Here is a 17,380-nt window from a genome sequence, read left to right on the forward strand (position 1 = left end):
CTCTTCCAGGTTGGCCGCCGCCGGTGCGAACGATCAGGTCGCTACGGACGGGGGCGGTCGTCGGTCACCACGCTGTCGGCGACTCGGCGAAGCTCGGCCATGTGCGCGGTGAAGACAGTTCTACCGAGCGGTGTGAGCGCCACCCAAGCGTGGATTCGAGAATTGAATGACTCCTTGCGCACTGTCACGTAACCGGCTTCCTGCAACACTTTGAGCTGCTTGCTGAGCACGGAGTCGCTGACCGCCAGGGCGTCGCGGATGGTCGAGAACGACAGCGACTCGACGCGGCTGAGCATGGCGCAGATCTGCAGTCGGTTGAGTGGGTGGATGACCTCGTCGAAGCCGGACCTCATGCCCGCCGGCCCAGGTCACGTACGAGCGCCGCGTCGATGCGACGGCCGGCGACGATCGTGATGACGAGCATGACGACGCCGCAGACCGCCATGCTGCCGCGCAGGTCGGCACCCCATTCGAGGGCGAGTCCGAGCACGATCAGCGCGGGCAGCGCCGCACCGGCGCGGACGCTGATCCGGCGGGCGCCGGGGGTCGCGTGGTAGCGGTCCAGTGAGATGCCGGTGACGTGGTTGGCCGCGAGGTTGAACAGCAGTGGCCCGACCAGCAGACCGATGATCACGCCGTACGGGATCCACGCCCAGCCGATGGAGACCGCCGCGAACGCCCACAGCAGGGACAGGCCGATACCCAGGTGGTACCACCAGGGCGCGACGGCCCGGTCGGCGATGATCTCGCGGCCACCGGCGACCTGGACCAGTGCCTGGCGCGCTTCCTGCGGGCCTATCCGGTTCATGATTCCTCCTGTTTCCATAATGGAAAGTCTAGGCTCGACTTTCCACAGCGGCAAGTCGATAGGTCGAAAAGTCGGCGGGCGGATCACCCAGCACGACGGTGTGACTCAGCGCGCCGAAGAGGTCCCGGGCAGCGGCGGACACGTCCACGGGTCGTGGCGTACGCAGCAGCTCGGGCCGTCGCACCACCCAGTCCAGTCCGCGCCCCGATGCCGTGGTGTGCCGCAGCGCGTCCGCCAGCCCCGCCGGTGAGTCGAAGGCCGACAGCAACTGCGCCGAGCAGTACCGGCGCACGGCCGCCAGCTCCTCCTGCGACGGCGGCTCGGCGATCAGCGCGGCAACCTCCGCACGGACCCCCGCCACCGCCTCGTCGATCCGGTCCCGCGGCACTGCCAGCCGCACGGACGCCCGCCGGTACCCGGCCAGCACGTCGCGACGCGCCACCATGACATCGGCGTGGCCCAGGCGACGACACCGCTCGGCCAGCCGGGCGGAGGTGTGCCCGCCCAGCAGCGCGGTGGTCAGATACCGGGCGGGCTCCGCCGACCCGACCTCGGGCTCACGCCCGGAGAGCGTGAGATGGACGGTGTCGCCGGCCGCCTCCCGCAACAGCAGCAGCTGCGGCCCGGGATCGTCCGGTGCCGGTCGGGCAGCGGGCCCGGCCGGCCAGCTGCCCAGGACGTCGGCGACCGGGGCGAGGAGCACCTCGGCGTCGGCGGCGCCGACGATGACCAGCGTGGCGTGCTGCGGTCGGAACACCCGCCGGTGCAGCGCGCTCGGGTCGACCGGTGCCGGCCCGGTCCGACCGGCCCAGTGCCGGCGCAGCGCCTCGTCCATCCGCTGCTGTGGGGCGACCGGCGCGGGCCGGGCCGGCGGCAGCGGTCGCCACTCCGGCAGCGGCCCGGGAACCAGCACGTCGGCCACCACGCGCAGCAACGCCGGCAACTGCGCGACCGGCGCCCACGCGCTCAGGTCGGCCCACTGGCCGTCCTGCGCCAGCTGCACCTCACCGCCGATGGCGGCGACCCGCCGGGCCGCGTCGGTGTGCGCGCCGAGGACCCGCAGCAGCTCGGCGGCCCGCCGCGGATCACGCCAGCCGTCCGGCCCGAGCGGTAGCCGCAACCGCAGCTCCACCAGCTCGGCCCGGCGATCGGGGATCGCGATGACCCGCAGACCGTTGCCGAGGCTGATCTCCCGCGCCCCGGTCAGCGTCGGCGGGACGGCCGCGCCCAGCTCGGGCAGCTGGCGCGGCCCGCCAGGGCTGGAACCGAGCTGCGCGGCGGTGCGCCGGGCCCGGCCCGGACGCCGGCCCGGCGCCCCGACCGCTGCGGAGTCCGGCCGCCGGATGGGCCGATCCTCCCCGTGCGGGCCGGCGACGAGCAGCGCGCTCGGCGCGGCGGCAAGCGCCGCAGCGGCCCGGGACACCCGCTCAGCCGAGGTGTCCGCGATCAGGCGGGGCAGGTCGTCGACCAGCTCCGCCCGACCGAACAGCAGCTCGAAGCGGCCCAGCGCGCGGCAGCGCTCCTCCAGCCGGGCATGCCGCCGGCGGTGCTGCCCGGCCAGTTCGGCAACCGCCCGTCGCACTTCGGCCCCGGCCCGCGCCGGATCGCCGAGGCCCGACCACTCGGCCGCCAGGTCGGCGACGAAGCCGTCCGGCGTCACGTCGTCCGGCAGCACGGCGGTCACCACGAAGGCATCCGGTGCCAACGCGTCGAGCGGCCCGAAGAAGCCGCAGCCGGCGCTGGCGCGTACGCCGGAGCGCGGCGGCCGCCACCGGGTGGTCATCCAGCCCAGCACCATGCACGCCACGTAGTCCGGCAGCTCGCGCAGCGGATCAGGCAGTCGGTAGCCGAGTGCCAGCGCGGTCCGCGTCGCGTCGGGGACCCGCTGACGGACCTGCCGGTCGGAGTCCGGCGGTGGCTCGGCGATCCACGGCGGCGGGTCCGCCGGCCGGGCGGGCACGCCCGCGAAGTGCCGCTCCACCAGCGGCCAGACCGCCGCCGCCGGGTGCGGGGTCACGATCGTGAGAACCGCGTTCGCGGGTACGTAGTGCGCGTCGAAGAAGGCGGCGCAGTCGTCGACCGTCAACGTCCGCAGTCTGGCCACGTCGCCGTACCCGTCGTGGGCGTTGGCGAACGACCGGAACATCACCTCGGGCAGGCCCGGCCACGGCAGCTTGCCGTACAGCCGACTGTCCCGCATGCTCTCGATCTCGCGGCCCACCTCGACGAGCTGACTGGCCAGCTCGGCGTCGGTGAACCGCGGCGCGCGCATCCGGTCCGCCTCCCGGAACAGCGCCTGTTCCAGCGCCGCGGCCGGCACCACCTGGAAGTAGTCGGTGTAGTCGGCGTGCGTGGTGCCGTTGGCCGTACCGCCGAGCGGGTGCAGGTCGTCGTAGAACCGCCCGTCCGGCAGGCTCTCGCTGCCCCGGAACATCAGGTGCTCGACGAGGTGGGCGATCCCCTCGCTGCCCGGCGACTCGGCCCGGAAGCCGGTGCCGTAGTGGACGCTCACCGCGCACCGGGGGGTCGGCCAGTGGGGCAGGAGCACCACGCGCAGGCCGTTCGGCAGCGTGCGCCGGTGCAGCGGATGAGCGGGCCGTGACCCAACCGGGACAGTCATGGGTTTTCCTCAGGAGGACAGCAGGTGCCGGGCGAACCCGGTGTATTTGTCGAAGACCTTCGGCTCCCAGCCGACGTAGCTGATGTAGTCGTGCACGTGCAGCAGCACCCGGAACGCGACGGTCTCGCGCCACCGGTCGTCGAGTTCGCGGCCGTAACCGTCGAGCAACGCGTTGATCAACAGTTGCCACGCCGGCCGGTCGCCGCCGAGATACCACTGCAACTCGACGAGCTCACCGAGGACCCAGCCGAGGTCGTAGTACCAGGGCGCGGCGCACACGTCCTCGCCGATGAGCGCGTCGGCGGCCGCCGGCTCCCCCTCCGCCGGAATGAGCGAGCCCAGACCGGGCGCACCGTGGCACAGGACGCGCTCGTCGGCGGCGGCGATCTGGGCGGTGTGCTCCCGCACCCGGGCCAGGGCCGCGCCGCCGAGCCGGGAGCGCAGCAGGGATTCGGCGTACGCGCCACGCGGGTGCGGTGAGCGCCCGTTGAGCCAGCGGGTGAACCGGACCAGCCCGCGCGGCGCTCCCCCCGCCGCGACACCGGGCGGGAGCGGTTGCGCGTGCAGCTCCCGCAGCGCCTGGCCGAGTCCGTGCAACAGCGACGCCATCGCCGGCTCGGGGCCGTTGCCCAACAGGACGGCGGCCACCGAGGTCGTGCCCCGTACCCGGTAGGTGCGGGCGTCGCCGTCGGGCTCACCCACGACCCAGTGCACCGACGTCGCGCCCGGTCGTGCGGTGCCGAGCCGGTGCGGTGCGGTGCCGGTCGGCACGAACGGCGCGGGCGCCAGCGGCCCGGGGGCGCGCCGCCACCGGTAGCCACCGGCGGGTTCCGGGCGTACCGCGGTGACCAGCAGGCCGGTGCCGAAGTCCCGGCCGGCCGGCGCGGTCACTGTGGCGGTGGTCATCGGGTCGCTCCCCCGGTCAGGACCGGCACGTCCACCTCGGCCAGCTCGCGACGGCGGGCCTCCAGCCTGCGCAGCGCCTCCGGCAGTGGTGGACTCACCCAGCCGTCGTCGCGGCCGGTGGTGAGGCTGCGTGCGGGCAGCGGAGGGATCAGGGCCACGTTGCGCCGCTCGGCCAGCGTCGCCCAGTGCCGCTGGAACGCCGGGCTGTCCAGGCCACCGGGCGGCAGCGCCGGTGAGAGGCCGACCGGCGCGGAGGTGCACTGCATCGCCAGCAGCGCGGGGCTGTCGGCGAGCCCGAGGGCGAGCCGGGCGACGAAGTGGAACGTCGCCGGGTAGACCAGCATGGCGTCCGCCCACTCGACGTGCTCGACGTGCCGAGCCCGCTCGCAGTCCTCCCAGGTGTCGACGAGCACCTCGTGGTCGGTCCGCAGGCTCAGCGCCTGCCGGGTCACGAACCGCAGGGCGCTGGGGGTGGCGACCACTGCCACCTCCAGCCGGGGGTACGTCTCCCGGAGCCAGTTCAGCCAGGTCGGCACGTTGCTGGCCGCGGCCGAGCCGGTGATCACCAGCAGCAGCCGCCTCAGCTCCAGCTCCGGTGTCTCCAGGAACTCCAGCGGTGGCCCGGCACTCATCGCGCCACGTTCCCGAGGATGGTCTCCAGCTCGCCCAGCGTGGTCTTGGCCCCGTAGGTCACGCAGACCCCGGCCAGGTTGAACGCCACCTCGTCGGCGCCCGCGGCGCTGAACTCCTTGATGCCCTGCGTCAGCTCCTCCTGGTCGCCGTAGAGGAAGGCGCCACCCTCGACGAGGGCCCGACCGCTGGCCCGCGGGTCGTCGGCCATGTCCACGTCGATGCCCGAGCGACTCAACATGTCGATGTAGTGCGGCAGGCGCATGTGCCCGGAGTTGCTGTTCAGCGCGAGGTCGACCGGGTCGCGGTCGGGCGTGCGCAGCGCCATCGGCACGATCGCGACCACGCGCGGCATCGGCCGCCCGGCCCGCTCCGCACCCCGGCGCAGCGCGGGCACCACGGTGTCGCGCAGGTACGAGGCCGGCGTCAGCCAGGTGATCGCCACGTCCGCGACCTCACCCGCCAACTCCGCCATCCGGGGCCGCAGCACGCCCAGCCCGATCTCGATGGCCGGGCGGGGGAACGTGCCCAGTTCCATGCCGCAGGAGAAGAACTCGCCCTGGTGGTTGACCTTGCCGGTCTCCAACAGGGACCGGACGATCGTCACGTACTCGCGGACCGCGCCGAGCTGGCTGCGGTACGGGGCACCGAGCGTGCCGCGCTGCAACGACGCGCCACCGGGGCCGAAGCCGGCCACCACACGGTGCCCGGTGGCCACCGCCAGGGTCTGGGCGCGCAGCGCGGCGTCGTACGGGTGCAGGAACGGCATGAGGTTGACCGAGGTGCCCATCGGGACCCGGAAACCGCTGGCCGCGGCGTACGAGAAGCTGATGTGGGTGTCGCCGACGTTGCCCTGCCCCTGCCAGAGGCAGGATGCCTCGCTCCACTGGGTGAGCGCGGCGAACGGCAGCAGCTGCTCGGGGCGGCGCGGCGCGAACGGCATCATGATCGAGTAGTGCGTCATGCCAGGGCTCCTGTTCCGACCAGCATCTGGCCACGGACCAGATCGGTGTAGTTCGAGCAGTTGCGCAGAAGCTCGTCGTGCGGCCCCTGACCGACGACCTCGCCCGACTGGAGGATGACCACGTGGTCGGCGTGCTGGATCGTGGAGATCCGATGCGCCACCACCAGCACGGCGCGGGTGGCGGCCAGGTCGTCGACCAGGTCACGGAGCTTCTGCTCGTTGATGCTGTCCAGGTGCGACGACGGTTCGTCGAGGAGCACCAGTGGGGCGTCGGTCAGCATGGCCCGGGCGATGGCGAGCCGCTGACGCTGACCGCCGGAGAGGTCCACGTCGCCGGCCAGGACGGTGTCCAGGCCCTGCGGCTTGCGGCGGATCTCGTCGGCCAGGCCGACGCGGTGCAGCACCGCGTACAGCTCCCCGTCGGAGAACGCCGCGTCGCCACGGCCCAGGGTGAGGTTGCGGCGCACGGTGTCCTGCACCGAGCTGGCCGCCTGGTCCACGTAGGCCACCTGGGCGCGCAGGTCGGCGAGTGGCCAGTTGCGGGTGTCCCGGCCCTGCACCCGGATGCTGCCTGAGGTGACGTCGGCGAAGCGCTGGATCAGCTCCACCGCGGTGCTCTTCCCCGCTCCGGAGAGGCCGACGATGGCGGTCAGCCCACGGGCCGGCACCTCGAAGGAGACGTCCCGCAGCACCGGCGTGCTGCCGTAGCTGAAGTCGACGTGGTCGAACTGCACCGCCGGCACCGGACCGGCCGGAACGGTGACCGGCTGCGCGGTCTCGCCGCCGGACTCCTGGGGCTTCTCGAAGAGGCCGGTGAAGCGTTCCCGGGCGACAGTGCCCATCTTCAGTGCCGTGACACCCGCCGCGATCATCATGAACGGGCCGGTGAGCTGAAGCAGGTAGAGCAGGAACGCCACGAAGTCGGCCAGCGACAGGGTGCCGGCGACCAACCGCGCGCCGCCCCCGGTGATCACCGCGACCAGTGCGATCTGCTGGCCCAGGTTGACCACCGGGGTCATCAGGGCCTCCATCCGGGCGGCGTCGATCTCGCGGCGGGCGACGGTCTCGGCGTGGGTGGCCAGGTCCGCGCTCACCGACTCCTCGGCCCGGTACGCCTTGATCACCTTGACGGCGTCGACGGCCGCGACGAACCGCTGGGCCAGCAGGCCGGTGGACTCCTGCACCGCGACGTAACTGCGCCGCAGTCGCTTGACCACCAGGGTGATCAGGCCGCCGGCGACCGCGAACGCGCCCACCGTCACGGCCAGCAGGAGCCAGTCCAGGAAGCCCATGATCACCAACGTGCCGATGGCGGTGAGCCCGGCGATCGGGAGCTGGATCGGGCCGACGTCGATCAGCTTCTTGACCCGCGAGGTGTCAGCGGTGATCCGGGTGACCAGGTTGCCGCTGCCCTCGCGTCGTACGTCGGCGAGCGGCAGACGCAGCGCGTGGCCCATGGTGCGGACCCGCAGCCGGCAGATCATCCGCTGGCCCAGCCGGGAGAGCAGGAAGGTGGCGAGCGTGTTGGCCAGTGCCGCGCCGAGCCCGAAGACGATCAGCCAGACCGTCCAACGGTCGGCGGCGCCGTCGCCCAGCGTGGCGATGAGCCGACCGACCGCCCAGGGCAGCGCCAGGGTGCCGGCGGTGGACGCCAGGGCGAGCAGACCGATCAGCAGCATCGTGCCCGGGTGCCCGGTGGCCAGGTCGCGCAGGATGCGCAGCGGCCGGTCCGCTTGTTGCCGCGCCTCCGGCGGATGGTGTCGCATGGGATTCTCCGTTCGGCAGCTGTGCTAGTGGGCGGTGAACTCGATCAGGGTCCGGACCGCCGTCGCGGGGCCGCGCCAGGAGACCTGGAGGCCGGCCTCGGCGCCGAGCCGCTCGATGTCCTCGACCGTCCGCGTGGGCGCCGGCATCATCGACCGCAGCTGAAGTTCCGAGCCGGGGCCGGAGACCGGCATGGCGATGTCGGCGACCAGCACCCGGCCGGTGGCCCCGGCCGCCTCCCGGCAGCGCTTCAGGATCAGGACCGCCTCGTCGTCGGACCAGTCCGCGAGGATGGCGGAGAGCAGGTACACGTCCTTGCCGGGCGGCAGCGGGTCGAAGAAGCTGCCCTGCACCGCCGTCACCCGGTCCGCGACGTCGCTGCGCGCGAAGCGTCGACCGGCCTCCGCCGACACGTTCCGCAGGTCGAGCAGGGTGCCGTGCAGGTGCGGGTGGGCCCGGGCCAGGGCCATGGTCAGGCTGCCCAGGTGACCGCCGACGTCGATGAAACTGTCGACGCCGCTCCAGTCGTACTCGGAAATGATCTTTCCGGCGTCCCAGCGGAGCACCTGCTTGTCGAGCTCGTCGGCGGCCTCGCCCTGCTCGCGCCACTCGGCGACGAAGGCGGGGTCGGTGTTCACCGCGTCCCAGTAGTCCCGGCCGAACTCGGCGGCGTAGCCCGGCCGACCGGTACGCACCGTGTGGTCGAGGCGCAGCAGGCTCAGCGTGATGCTGCCGATCATGCCGTCGTTGCGCAGGACCTGCCGCACGCTCTGCGGATGGTCCGAGCGCAGCGGGTCGCCCAGCGGGGTCAGTGCGTACTCCCCGTCGGGGCCGCTCTCCAGGATCTTGATCTCGACCAGGTAGCGCAGCAGCGTCCCGGTCACGTCGGGGGCGCTGCCGGCGCGGTGGGCGATCTCGGCAGCGGTGGTGGCGCCGGCCGCGATGTGGTCCGCGATGCCGAGCGTGGCGGCCGCGCGGACGGCGGCCGGGACCAGAAGGTCGGTCATGGTCAACAGTTGCTGGAAGGGCGGGATCTCAGTCATCGCGGTGCACCTCGCTAGGGGTCGGCAGGGTCCGAGCGGCGGGCCGGCGGGATTCCGGCCCGCCGCTCCGGACCTGGTACTCGTTTCAGCAGCCGTCGTCGATGGTCTTCGAGACCACCTGGCCGCTCATCCAGCTGACGCCGGCGCTGACGATGGCGCAGCCGGGAGTCGTGGCGGGAGCGTCCGAGACGGCCGAGAGGTCGATGTCCTCGGCGGTGCTGTAGGTCTCGTAGCCCGCCAGCAGCTCCTCGATGTTGTTCGCCTTCTCCTGCATGTACCTCTCCTCTGTGTGCGTGGTGTTACCTGACGTCCGCCTGAGCGCGGACGGGATCGGGGAAGAGCTGGTCAGCAGGTCGCCTCGTAGGTGGCGGCGGTGAGGAAGCTGACCGCGGCGCTCGCGCAGTACCAGGTGGTCGCCGGGGCGTCCGCGACGGCGGAGACACCCAGGTCGTCGTCCGCCTCGAGGTAGGTCTCGTAGCTGGACACGAGCTCCATGATGTTGTCGCTCTTGGTGATGTCCGTGTTCACTTCTCTCTCCTTCGGGGAAGCACTGAGCTCCAAACTGGGAACGCCCCTGTTGACCCTCCCAGCAAGCGAGCTCAGGTCTTGGCGATGTGTTGTCGGTCGGTTTCAGACGGTGGTGTTGCGGGCCGGGTTGGTCGGGTCGATGCCGGCCTCCCGGAAGCGCGAGACGATCAGCGAGTCGACCCGCTGGAGGTCGTCGGCGGCCTCCACCAGTGCCGCGGCCAGGACGGTGGCGCGGTGCTGGCCGAAGCTCAGCCCCTGCCTGCCGGACCTGCCGTCGACCGGTTCCCAGGCCGTGCCGACGCCGGGGGCGATCCGCTCGACGAACACCGACGTCTCGGGGCCGGTGCCGCGCAGGCCCTGGGCCAGCTCCGCCAGGTCGGCGGCGACGTGCTGCCAGTCGCTGCCCAGGTAGACCACTATCGCGTCGCGTCGGGGATAGAGCTCCCGGGCCGAGAGCACCTTCGCCCGGTACGGCACCTGGCGCTCCTCGAGGAACGTGAGCACCTCGCGCCAGGCCTCGACCGCGTGATCCACGTCGAGGACGTTGAGGTAGACCCGCAGCACACCCCGGGAGGTGTCCCGTTGCCGGGAACCGTCGACCAGGAAGAAGCCCGGTGACAGCGCGGCCCGCCACGGCGGTACGGCCAACCGCACCGGCTCGCCCGGGGCGTACCCGGTCGTGGTGATCGCTTCGATCGGCGCCCAGATCCGCAGGCCCTCACGTTCGACGAGGATCCGTCCGCGTCCGGCGGCGTCGCGCTGGACGGTGGACCGGACGACGGCCCCGACCTGGATCTGCCGGTGCGGCACGGCCGCGGTGAAGCGTTCCTCGAGTGCGTCCTCCCGCAACCGGGTCGGCACCTTGCCGTCCGGCTGGCCGGAGTGCAGCACGTTGTAGATGGATTCGGCGAGCAACCGGCGAAGCTCGCGGGGGAAGTCGGCGACGACCTCGCGACCACCGATCACGGCAGTGGTCCGGTCCGGGGAGACCCGGATCTGACGGACCGCGTCCCGGATCGCGGGGGCCAGTTCCTCGGCCAGTGGTTGGGCTTGCAACGTCATCGGGCACCTCCAAAGCCGAGGGTGGTGGCGAACTTCTCGGGGTTGACCAGCGCGGCGCGGCCGACGCCGGCGGCGGCGCGCTGGATGGCGGACAGCCGCGACGAGGACAGGGCGCCAGCGACCAGCCGGTCCAGCAGGTGCCAGCCGGCGAAGGCGGTCGCGCGGACCGCGAGGCCCGCATCAATGTCCGGCCGGACGTCGGTGTACGCCCGCCAGAACTCGTGCACCAGCGGCAGCAGTCGGCGCATCTTCTCGACACCGCGTTGCAGGACCAGCTCGTGGGTGAACTCGGTGTCGACGAACGCCTCGTCGCCCCGATTGGTGACCAGGTCGAGCACCGACCGGTAGACCCACTCCCCGGCGAACGCGCCGACGTCACGGGCCGGGTCGGCCAGTCGGAACTCCTCCCAGTCGGTGAGGAACAACCCGTCCTCGGCGACCAGGAACTGGTCCACCCGCAGGTCGCAGTGCGAGGGGACGCGGGGGGCGTCCCGTTCGGCGTCGCGCAGGCGCTGCACCGCGGCGATCAGCTCGGGGTCGTTCTGCAACAGCCGCCAGGCCTCGATCTCGCCGGCACTCGACTTGAGGAACACCGAGAGCGGAAGGCCCTGCAGGAACGTGACCGGCGGGAACCCGGGCGGCGACTCGTCGAGGCGCAGGCCCTCCGGTGGCGGGGTCGCGTGCAGGTGGCCGATCGCCCGGCCGACCTGCTGCGCGTGGGCCAGGCTGAAGGTCTCGTCGACCATCAGCGCGGCACCGTTCACCGCGTCGTTGATTCGTTCGAAAACGACGATCCGGTGGTCGGGGTGGCTGCCGATGAACTGCGGCCAGTGCACATTCTCGAAATTGGCCTTCGCGGCGTAGGCTTCGAAGTCGAGCAGCCTGCGCATTCTGTTCTTGGTGTCTTCGACCTGTCCGGTGAGGCGCTTGACGAAAACGTCCCGACCGCTTTCGGTGACTCCCGACCAGGCGTCGTTACGGCCGATTGGAGCAGAGACAGTGTCCCGTACGAACGGGCCGACACCCAGCTCCACCAGCACTTCGTCAACCTCGGGGACCGAGTCCAAGTCGATCGGCATCACGTGTTTCGTGACCACCGTCGCCACCTCCAACAATTCTCGGACGGGCACGCCAAGGCGCAGCCAACGTTCAGTTGAATATTCCGGCGAGGGCGCCGGACCCGGTCTTCCGCCTGCCTTTCGACTGTCTTTCTGTCGTACCGGCGAGCGGCGTGGTTGAAGATAATCACGACCGGGTAGGACCCGGCAAGGCATCGATGTCGGGCCGTATTAAATTCGTTTCTACGGGCCGTGGCATTTTGTCCGATGTACCGGTTGGCCGAACCCGGCAGGACGGCCGGTCAGCCGGCGAAATCCCAGGTCAGCGCGGATCGACGGGGATTCACCCCGGGAATTTCCCGGGTTCCAACTTTCGCAACTGGGCGATCCGCTGGCCCAGCGACGGCGAGGCCGCCGCAACGGCCCGCTCGGATGCGCCAAAGTGGCTGGTCAGGGCCCGTCCAGCGGTCCGCGCGACAGCACCGGGCGACCGGTCGTCGGGTCTGCCACGTACCCCGAAACACTGCTGTAGACATTTATGATCTTCTGATGCAGACGACTGTGGATCGAACGGGACTCGGCAGACTCATCTCCGCGGCCGGGGGCAGCGCCGACGGCATCACGGCGGTGATCGACGACCTCGGGGCGGACGCCGTCGCCGCCACCGTGGTCCGCGAGCTGCTGCACCGGGCGGACGTGCCGGCGGGCCCCGACGTCGCCGTCCAGGTGGGACTGCGGCACGGCGACGCGACGATCCGGTACGGGCTCCAGGTCGGGTCGGCGGGGATCGCACACCTCCCCGAGCCCGTCGGGACGCCCGACGCGTCGCTGACCCAGGACCTCACCGAGGTGGTCCGCAGCCTGTTCGGGCCGCGCGGCGCGCAGTCCAGCGCGAGCCGGGTGGTCCACTGGGGGCACCTGGAGGACCCGTCGGCGTTCGACCGCCCACTGCCCGCCTACGACGTGGTCCGCCGACTCGTGGACGCGCTGGACCGGCCGTACGACATCGGCCTGGCCGAACTCTGCGTCCGCTACGGCTCCGACAAGTGGGGCCACCACACCTACCCCCGCCGGTACGAGCAGCACTTCGGCCCGCTGCGCGACCAGCCACTGACCATCCTGGAGATCGGGGTGGGCGGGTTCGGTGACCAGCACCGCGGCGGGGCGTCACTGGAGGTCTGGCGGCGCTACTTTCCCCGGGCGCTCGTCTACGGGCTCGACATCGTCGACAAGTCGCACCTCACCGACCAGCGGGTCACAGTGCTGCAGGGCGACCAGTCGTCCCCCGCCGACCTGGCCCGGGTGGTGGAGGTGATGGGCCGGCCGGACATCGTCATCGACGACGGCAGCCACGTCAGCGCCCACCTGCTCGCCTCGTTCGCCTCCCTCTTCCCCGTCCTGCGCCACGGCGGCCTGTACGTCATGGAGGACCTGCAGACGTCGTACTGGCCGACCTTCGGCGGTCGGGCCGGGACCTACGACGACCCGGCGACGAGCCTCGGGTTCCTCAAGACGCTCGTCGACGGCCTGCACCACGAGGAGATCGTCGGACGGACCCCTGCCTTCACCGACCCGGACATCGGGGGCGTGCACTTCTACCACAACCTGGCGTTCGTCGAGAAGGAGCGCAATCTGGACGGCGGAGCGCCGTCCTGGATTCCCCGGGGAGTGCGGCAACGCGCCGGCGTGCCGGACTGACCGGCGCGCGCGAGCCGTCTCAACCAGCGTCGCGCGCCTCCCGCTCGCCGTTCGCCCGGGACAACCGGCCCGGCCACCAGATCTTCGGCCCGATGTCGTACGCGAGCGCGGGCACCAGCAGCGAGCGGACGACGATGGTGTCGATCAGCACCCCGATCGCGACAGCGGTACCCAGCTCGACGAGCACCACAAGCGGCAGGACGGCGAGGGCGGAGAACGTCGCGGCGAGCACGATGCCGGCGGAGGTGATCACGCCGCCGGTGACGGCGAGACCGGAGAGCACCCCGGCGCGGGTGCCGCGCTTCACCGACTCCTCGCGGACCCGGCTCATCAGGAAGATGTTGTAGTCGATGCCGAGCGCGACCAGGAAGACGAACGCGAACAGCGGGAACGACGAGTCCACGCCGGGGAAGTCGAAGACGTGGCGGAACAGCAGCGCGCAGAGACCGAGGGTCGCCGCGAAGCTGAGCAGCACGGTGGCGATCAGCAGCACCGGGGCGAGCAGCGCGCGCAGCAGCAGGGCCAGGATGACCGCGATGACCACCAGCACCACCGGGATGATGACGTTCTGGTCGCGCTTCGCGGCGTCCGAGGTGTCCACGTTGATCGCGGTGAAGCCGCCGACCACCGCGTCCGCGCCGGGCACCTGGTGTACGGCGACCCGCAGCTCGCGGATGGTCCGTTCGGCGCCGTCGCTGTCGGGTGGGTCGGCCAGCGTGGCTTCCAACTGCACCCGCCCGTCGACGACCTTCGGGGCGGCGTTCGCCTCGGGTGGGCCGGTCTGCGGCCCGGTGGTGAGGGGGCGGACGTCGGCGACGCCGGGGACGTCCTTCGCGACCTGGGCGACCTGCCGGGCGGTCTGCTCGGTGGTGAAGATGGTGGCCGGGCTGCCGGTGCCGGCCGGGTAGTGCCGGGAGATCACTTCCTGGCCGTCCACCGAGTCGGTGCGCTGGGTGAAGAGGTCGGACTGGCCGAGGGTGGTGGCGCCGAGCTGGGTGAGGCCGAGCGTCAGCACTGCCAGCACCACGGCGGTGCTCAGCCAGATCGGCCGGGCGTGCCGGGCGACGAAGCCGGCGATGCGGCTCCAGATGCCGTGTTCGGCCCGTGGGTCGGCCTGGTCGGCTTCGGGCCGTCGGGGCCAGAACGCCCACCGCCCGCCGAGCACCAGCAGCGCGGGCAGGAAGGTGAGCATCACCAGCAGGGTGGCGCCGATGCCGATGGCGGCGACCGGGCCGAGCGCCCGGTTGGAGTTGAGGCTGGACAGCAGCAGGCAGAGCAGGCTGACGATGACGGTGCCGCCGGACGCGATGATGGCCGGCGCGGCACCCTTCCAGGCGGCGCGCATGGCGGCCCAGGGCCGGTCGTGCTGGTGCAGCTCCTCCCGGTAGCGGGCGATCAGCAGCAGCGCGTAGTCGGTGCCGGCGCCGAAGACCAGCACGGTGAGGATGCCCTGGGCCTGCCCGTTGAGCTTGAGCACGTCCGCGTCGGCGAGCAGGTAGACGAAGACCGAGGCGAGGGCGTACGACATGCCGGCGGCGAGCAGCGGGAAGATCCAGAGGACCGGGCTGCGGTAGACGACCAGCAGGATGATCAGCACCACGACCAGGGTGACCAGCAGCAGTGGGCCGTCGATCGCCGAGAAGACCTCGATCAGGTCGGCGAGCAGGCCGGCCGGGCCGGAGACGTCGACGGTGAGGCCGTCCCGGTCGCCGCCGGTGATGTCGCGCAGTTGCTCGACGACCGCGCCGATCTCCTCGCCCTCGGCGTCGTCCACCGGCACGACGACCTGCAGTGCCTGGCCGTCCTCGCTTGGGATGGGCGGGGGCAGCGGGGTGACCACGCCGGGGATCTGGGCGAACCGGGCGGCGTCGGCGCTGACCCGTTGCCGGTCCGCGTCGGTGATCCCGGAGCGCCGCTCGTAGACGACCAGCGCCGGGGTGGTCTGCCGGTCGACGAACTCGCCGGCGAGATCCTGGGCACGGGTCGCCTCGGCGTCGGTGGGCAGGAAGGCCGCGTTGTCGTTGGTGGCCACCTCGCTCAGACGTCCTGCGTACGGGCCGGACACGCCGCCGATCACCAACCAGGCCAGCACGACCGCCACCGCGATCAGCGTGGCCCTGCCGCCTCGTCCGGACATCCGCACTCACCTCAAGGATCGACGCATCAATCGACGCAGCGGGAGCCTCAGTCGACATCGACCATCCTGCCGGGCAGGCAGGTCCAGGGTGGGTGAAACAGGGTCACACACACGAAAACGCCCGTCGGCATCAGGCCGACGGGCGTTGGGCGTTGGGTGGAGAAGCTCCCCCGATTGGACTCGAACCAATAACCTGCCGGTTAACAGCCGGCTGCTCTGCCAATTGAGCTACAGGGGATCGTGCACCGCCCGGAATCGGATCTCGCCGACGCCGTGCGACGGGACAAGAGTACAGGACTTTCCCCCGTGGCGGTCCAGTGGGTTCCACCCGGGCACCTGATGATCGACATCCGCAGGTCAGGTGCCACGACACATCGACATACAGGGTAAATCGCCATCCCGGCCCAGACATGCTTGAGCGGAGAGCAGGATGGGTAGTTAGCTGCGGACAGAGGACGCAGGCGCGAACAGGTCGCCTTCCGACGGGGCAACCCACCGGGAGGATGACGGCGCGTCAGGTACGGAAGGAGCCGCCATGCGCGGAAAGATCATGTTTCTTGGCGGGCTGGCTGCGGGATTCGTCCTGGGCGCCCGTGCCGGCCGGGAAAAGTACGAAGAGCTCGTGGTTCGGGGCCGCAAGGTGCTCGACCACCCGACCGTCCAGGAGGCGGCCGGGGTCGCGCAGGCCCAGGCCAACAAGCTCTACAGCGAGGGCAAGGACAAGCTCGGCCAGACCAAACTGGCCGAGAAGCTGGGCACCGGCAACGGCAGCACCGGCAAGCAGGAGCTGACCGCCGCCGACGACGCGTTCGCCGGCACGCCCGCCACCGTGGGCGCCAAGGCGGGCACCAGCACGGTCGGCACGACCTCCGGGTCGCCGTCGTCCACGAACCCCCGCACCAAGCCGTCCGGCTCGGGCACGAACGCCAGCACGCTCTGACCACACGCACGTACACGGGCCGGTCGCCGCAGGGCGACCGGCCCGTGGTCGGTCCGGGGTGCGATCAGTCCTTGCTGCTGAACGCCGCGTCGAAGGCGGCGCTCGGTGCGTCGAAGGCGAGCCGGCGGACGAACTGCAACGCCTCCGGGGCGCCGACCAGCCGGTCCATCCCCGCGTCTTCCCACTCGACCGAGATCGGGCCGGTGTAGCCGATCGCGTTCAACGCGCGGAAGCAGTCCTCCCAGGGCACGTCGCCGTGGCCGGTGGAGACGAAGTCCCACCCGCGGCGCAGGTCCGCCCAGGGCAGGTGCGAGGCGAGCCGGCCACGCCGGCCGTCCCCGGTACGCACCTTCGCGTCCTTGCAGTCCACGTGGTAGATCCGGTCGGCGAAGTCGAAGATGAAGTTCACCGGGTCCAGCTCCTGCCACACGAAGTGCGACGGGTCCCAGTTCAGACCGAACGCGGGCCGGTTGCCGATCGCCTCCAGCGTCCGCTTCGTCGTCCAGTAGTCGTACGCGATCTCGCTGGGGTGCACCTCGTGGGCGAACCGCACCCCCACCTCGTCGAACACGTCGAGGATGGGGTTCCACCGGTCGGCGAAGTCCTGGTAGCCGCGCTCGATCATCGCCGGCGGCACCGGCGGGAACATCGCCAGGGTGTGCCAGATCGACGAACCGGTGAAGCCGACAACGGTCTTCACCCCGAGCTTCGCCCCCGCCCGCGCGGTGTCCTTGATCTCCTCGGCGGCCCGCTGGCGAACCCCCTCGGGCTCTCCGTCGCCCCAGATGCGGCCGGGCAGGATGTCCTGGTGCCGCTCGTCGATCGGGTGGTCGCAGACCGCCTGGCCGACGAGGTGGTTGGAGATCGTGAAGACCTGGAGGTTGTACTTCGCGAGGGTCTCCTTCTTCCGCTCGACGTACGAGTCGTCGGCGAGCGCCTTGTCGACCTCGAAGTGGTCGCCCCAGCAGGCGATCTCCAGACCGTCGTAGCCCCACTCGGAGGCGAGCCGGCAGACCTCCTCGAACGGAAGATCGGCCCACTGGCCGGTGAAGAGCGTGATGGGTCGCGCCATTGTCCTTCTCCCCTGTTGTGATGGGGATTCCCTGTGCGGACCGGGGCGAGGGGTGACCGGACGTACGCGGCGTTCGCGCGGTCACCGGTGGGTGCGGAACACACCTGGGCCCGGCGGGTTGCGCCTCCCACCGGGTCACCGGCCACCAGC

The 17,380-nt window shown here is 71.5% G+C and carries 16 protein-coding genes and 1 tRNA gene; 2 read left to right on the forward strand and 15 right to left on the reverse strand.

Annotation, left to right across the window (positions count from 1 at the left end; genetic code table 11):
- Positions 1-41 precede the first annotated feature (41 nt).
- The 12 genes from IF22_RS0109295 to lxmK form a co-directional block, all read right to left on the reverse strand.
- A complete protein-coding gene (locus IF22_RS0109295; protein ID WP_030330380.1) occupies positions 42-353 on the reverse strand; it encodes a transcriptional regulator in 312 nt (103 codons plus the stop codon).
- Positions 350-826, reverse strand: coding sequence for a hypothetical protein (locus IF22_RS0109300; protein WP_156057406.1), 477 nt, complete (start codon positions 824-826; stop codon positions 350-352). Before IF22_RS0109300 ends, IF22_RS0109295 begins: the two co-directional genes overlap by 4 nt.
- A 10-nt stretch (positions 827-836) precedes the next feature.
- Positions 837-3,428 carry a M16 family metallopeptidase gene (locus tag IF22_RS33650; RefSeq protein ID WP_051708266.1) on the reverse strand — a complete coding sequence of 864 codons (2,592 nt, stop codon included), beginning with the start codon at positions 3,426-3,428 and terminating at the stop codon, positions 837-839.
- Between the two features lie 9 nt (positions 3,429-3,437).
- Positions 3,438-4,334 (reverse strand): aminoglycoside phosphotransferase/kinase family protein, encoded by an 897-nt coding sequence (locus IF22_RS33655; RefSeq protein ID WP_051708267.1) that lies wholly within the window; start codon positions 4,332-4,334, stop codon positions 3,438-3,440.
- On the reverse strand, positions 4,331-4,966 hold the full coding sequence (locus tag IF22_RS0109315; protein WP_051708268.1) for a flavoprotein: 636 nt from the start codon (positions 4,964-4,966) through the stop codon (positions 4,331-4,333). The genes IF22_RS33655 and IF22_RS0109315 overlap by 4 nt, the downstream gene beginning before the upstream one ends.
- A complete protein-coding gene (locus IF22_RS0109320; protein WP_030330385.1) occupies positions 4,963-5,928 on the reverse strand; it encodes an LLM class flavin-dependent oxidoreductase in 966 nt (321 codons plus the stop codon). The genes IF22_RS0109315 and IF22_RS0109320 overlap by 4 nt, the downstream gene beginning before the upstream one ends.
- On the reverse strand, positions 5,925-7,694 hold the full coding sequence (locus IF22_RS0109325; protein WP_030330386.1) for an ABC transporter ATP-binding protein: 1,770 nt from the start codon (positions 7,692-7,694) through the stop codon (positions 5,925-5,927). The genes IF22_RS0109320 and IF22_RS0109325 overlap by 4 nt, the downstream gene beginning before the upstream one ends.
- 24 nt (positions 7,695-7,718) lie before the next feature.
- The gene (locus tag IF22_RS0109330) at positions 7,719-8,735 is read right to left on the reverse strand and encodes a methyltransferase (protein WP_081883762.1); all 1,017 of its coding nucleotides are present in this window, start codon (positions 8,733-8,735) and stop codon (positions 7,719-7,721) included.
- An 85-nt stretch (positions 8,736-8,820) separates the two neighbouring features.
- The gene (locus IF22_RS0109335; protein WP_030330388.1) at positions 8,821-9,009 is read right to left on the reverse strand and encodes an LxmA leader domain family RiPP; all 189 of its coding nucleotides are present in this window, start codon (positions 9,007-9,009) and stop codon (positions 8,821-8,823) included.
- 71 nt (positions 9,010-9,080) lie between these two features.
- Positions 9,081-9,263, reverse strand: a complete 183-nt coding sequence (locus tag IF22_RS0109340) for a hypothetical protein (RefSeq protein ID WP_030330389.1) — start codon at positions 9,261-9,263, stop codon at positions 9,081-9,083.
- A 102-nt stretch (positions 9,264-9,365) separates the two neighbouring features.
- Positions 9,366-10,325, reverse strand: coding sequence for a T3SS effector HopA1 family protein (locus IF22_RS0109345; RefSeq protein WP_051708270.1), 960 nt, complete (start codon positions 10,323-10,325; stop codon positions 9,366-9,368).
- A complete protein-coding gene (lxmK, locus tag IF22_RS0109350; protein ID WP_030330391.1) occupies positions 10,322-11,404 on the reverse strand; it encodes a class V lanthionine synthetase subunit LxmK in 1,083 nt (360 codons plus the stop codon). Before lxmK ends, IF22_RS0109345 begins: the two co-directional genes overlap by 4 nt.
- Positions 11,405-11,932: 528 nt before the next feature.
- On the opposite strand from lxmK, the gene IF22_RS0109355 reads away from it, so the two are divergent.
- Positions 11,933-13,081 (forward strand): hypothetical protein, encoded by a 1,149-nt coding sequence (locus tag IF22_RS0109355; RefSeq protein WP_030330392.1) that lies wholly within the window; start codon positions 11,933-11,935, stop codon positions 13,079-13,081.
- Between the two features lie 19 nt (positions 13,082-13,100).
- Here IF22_RS0109355 and IF22_RS0109360 read toward each other — a convergent pair whose 3' ends face one another.
- Together IF22_RS0109360 and IF22_RS0109365 are read right to left on the reverse strand one after the other, a co-directional pair.
- On the reverse strand, positions 13,101-15,218 hold the full coding sequence (locus tag IF22_RS0109360; RefSeq protein WP_030330393.1) for an MMPL family transporter: 2,118 nt from the start codon (positions 15,216-15,218) through the stop codon (positions 13,101-13,103).
- Between the two features lie 165 nt (positions 15,219-15,383).
- Positions 15,384-15,456 (reverse strand) — tRNA-Asn (locus tag IF22_RS0109365).
- A 297-nt stretch (positions 15,457-15,753) separates the two neighbouring features.
- On the opposite strand from IF22_RS0109365, the gene IF22_RS0109370 reads away from it, so the two are divergent.
- Positions 15,754-16,158, forward strand: a complete 405-nt coding sequence (locus tag IF22_RS0109370) for a hypothetical protein (protein ID WP_030330394.1) — start codon at positions 15,754-15,756, stop codon at positions 16,156-16,158.
- Positions 16,159-16,222: 64 nt separating this feature from the next.
- On the opposite strand, the gene IF22_RS0109375 is transcribed toward IF22_RS0109370, so the two are convergent.
- Positions 16,223-17,230 (reverse strand): sugar phosphate isomerase/epimerase family protein, encoded by a 1,008-nt coding sequence (locus tag IF22_RS0109375; protein ID WP_030330395.1) that lies wholly within the window; start codon positions 17,228-17,230, stop codon positions 16,223-16,225.
- Positions 17,231-17,380: the final 150 nt, after the last annotated feature.

This window comes from Micromonospora parva, from assembly GCF_000718515.1.
GTDB classification, from domain to species: domain Bacteria; phylum Actinomycetota; class Actinomycetes; order Mycobacteriales; family Micromonosporaceae; genus Micromonospora; species Micromonospora parva.

Coding starts and splice junctions, on each gene's coding strand:
- IF22_RS0109345 (WP_051708270.1), bottom strand. CDS start 10,325: ATGACGTTGCAAGCCCAACCACTGGCCGAGGAACTGGCCCCCGCGATC.
- IF22_RS0109315 (WP_051708268.1), bottom strand. CDS start 4,966: ATGAGTGCCGGGCCACCGCTGGAGTTCCTGGAGACACCGGAGCTGGAG.
- IF22_RS0109295 (WP_030330380.1), bottom strand. CDS start 353: ATGAGGTCCGGCTTCGACGAGGTCATCCACCCACTCAACCGACTGCAG.
- IF22_RS0109355 (WP_030330392.1), top strand. CDS start 11,933: ATGCAGACGACTGTGGATCGAACGGGACTCGGCAGACTCATCTCCGCG.
- IF22_RS33650 (WP_051708266.1), bottom strand. CDS start 3,428: ATGACTGTCCCGGTTGGGTCACGGCCCGCTCATCCGCTGCACCGGCGC.
- IF22_RS0109300 (WP_156057406.1), bottom strand. CDS start 826: ATGGAAACAGGAGGAATCATGAACCGGATAGGCCCGCAGGAAGCGCGC.
- IF22_RS0109375 (WP_030330395.1), bottom strand. CDS start 17,230: ATGGCGCGACCCATCACGCTCTTCACCGGCCAGTGGGCCGATCTTCCG.
- IF22_RS0109335 (WP_030330388.1), bottom strand. CDS start 9,009: ATGCAGGAGAAGGCGAACAACATCGAGGAGCTGCTGGCGGGCTACGAG.
- IF22_RS0109325 (WP_030330386.1), bottom strand. CDS start 7,694: ATGCGACACCATCCGCCGGAGGCGCGGCAACAAGCGGACCGGCCGCTG.
- IF22_RS0109360 (WP_030330393.1), bottom strand. CDS start 15,218: ATGTCCGGACGAGGCGGCAGGGCCACGCTGATCGCGGTGGCGGTCGTG.
- IF22_RS0109330 (WP_081883762.1), bottom strand. CDS start 8,735: ATGACTGAGATCCCGCCCTTCCAGCAACTGTTGACCATGACCGACCTT.
- IF22_RS0109320 (WP_030330385.1), bottom strand. CDS start 5,928: ATGACGCACTACTCGATCATGATGCCGTTCGCGCCGCGCCGCCCCGAG.
- lxmK (WP_030330391.1), bottom strand. CDS start 11,404: ATGCCGATCGACTTGGACTCGGTCCCCGAGGTTGACGAAGTGCTGGTG.
- IF22_RS33655 (WP_051708267.1), bottom strand. CDS start 4,334: ATGACCACCGCCACAGTGACCGCGCCGGCCGGCCGGGACTTCGGCACC.
- IF22_RS0109370 (WP_030330394.1), top strand. CDS start 15,754: ATGCGCGGAAAGATCATGTTTCTTGGCGGGCTGGCTGCGGGATTCGTC.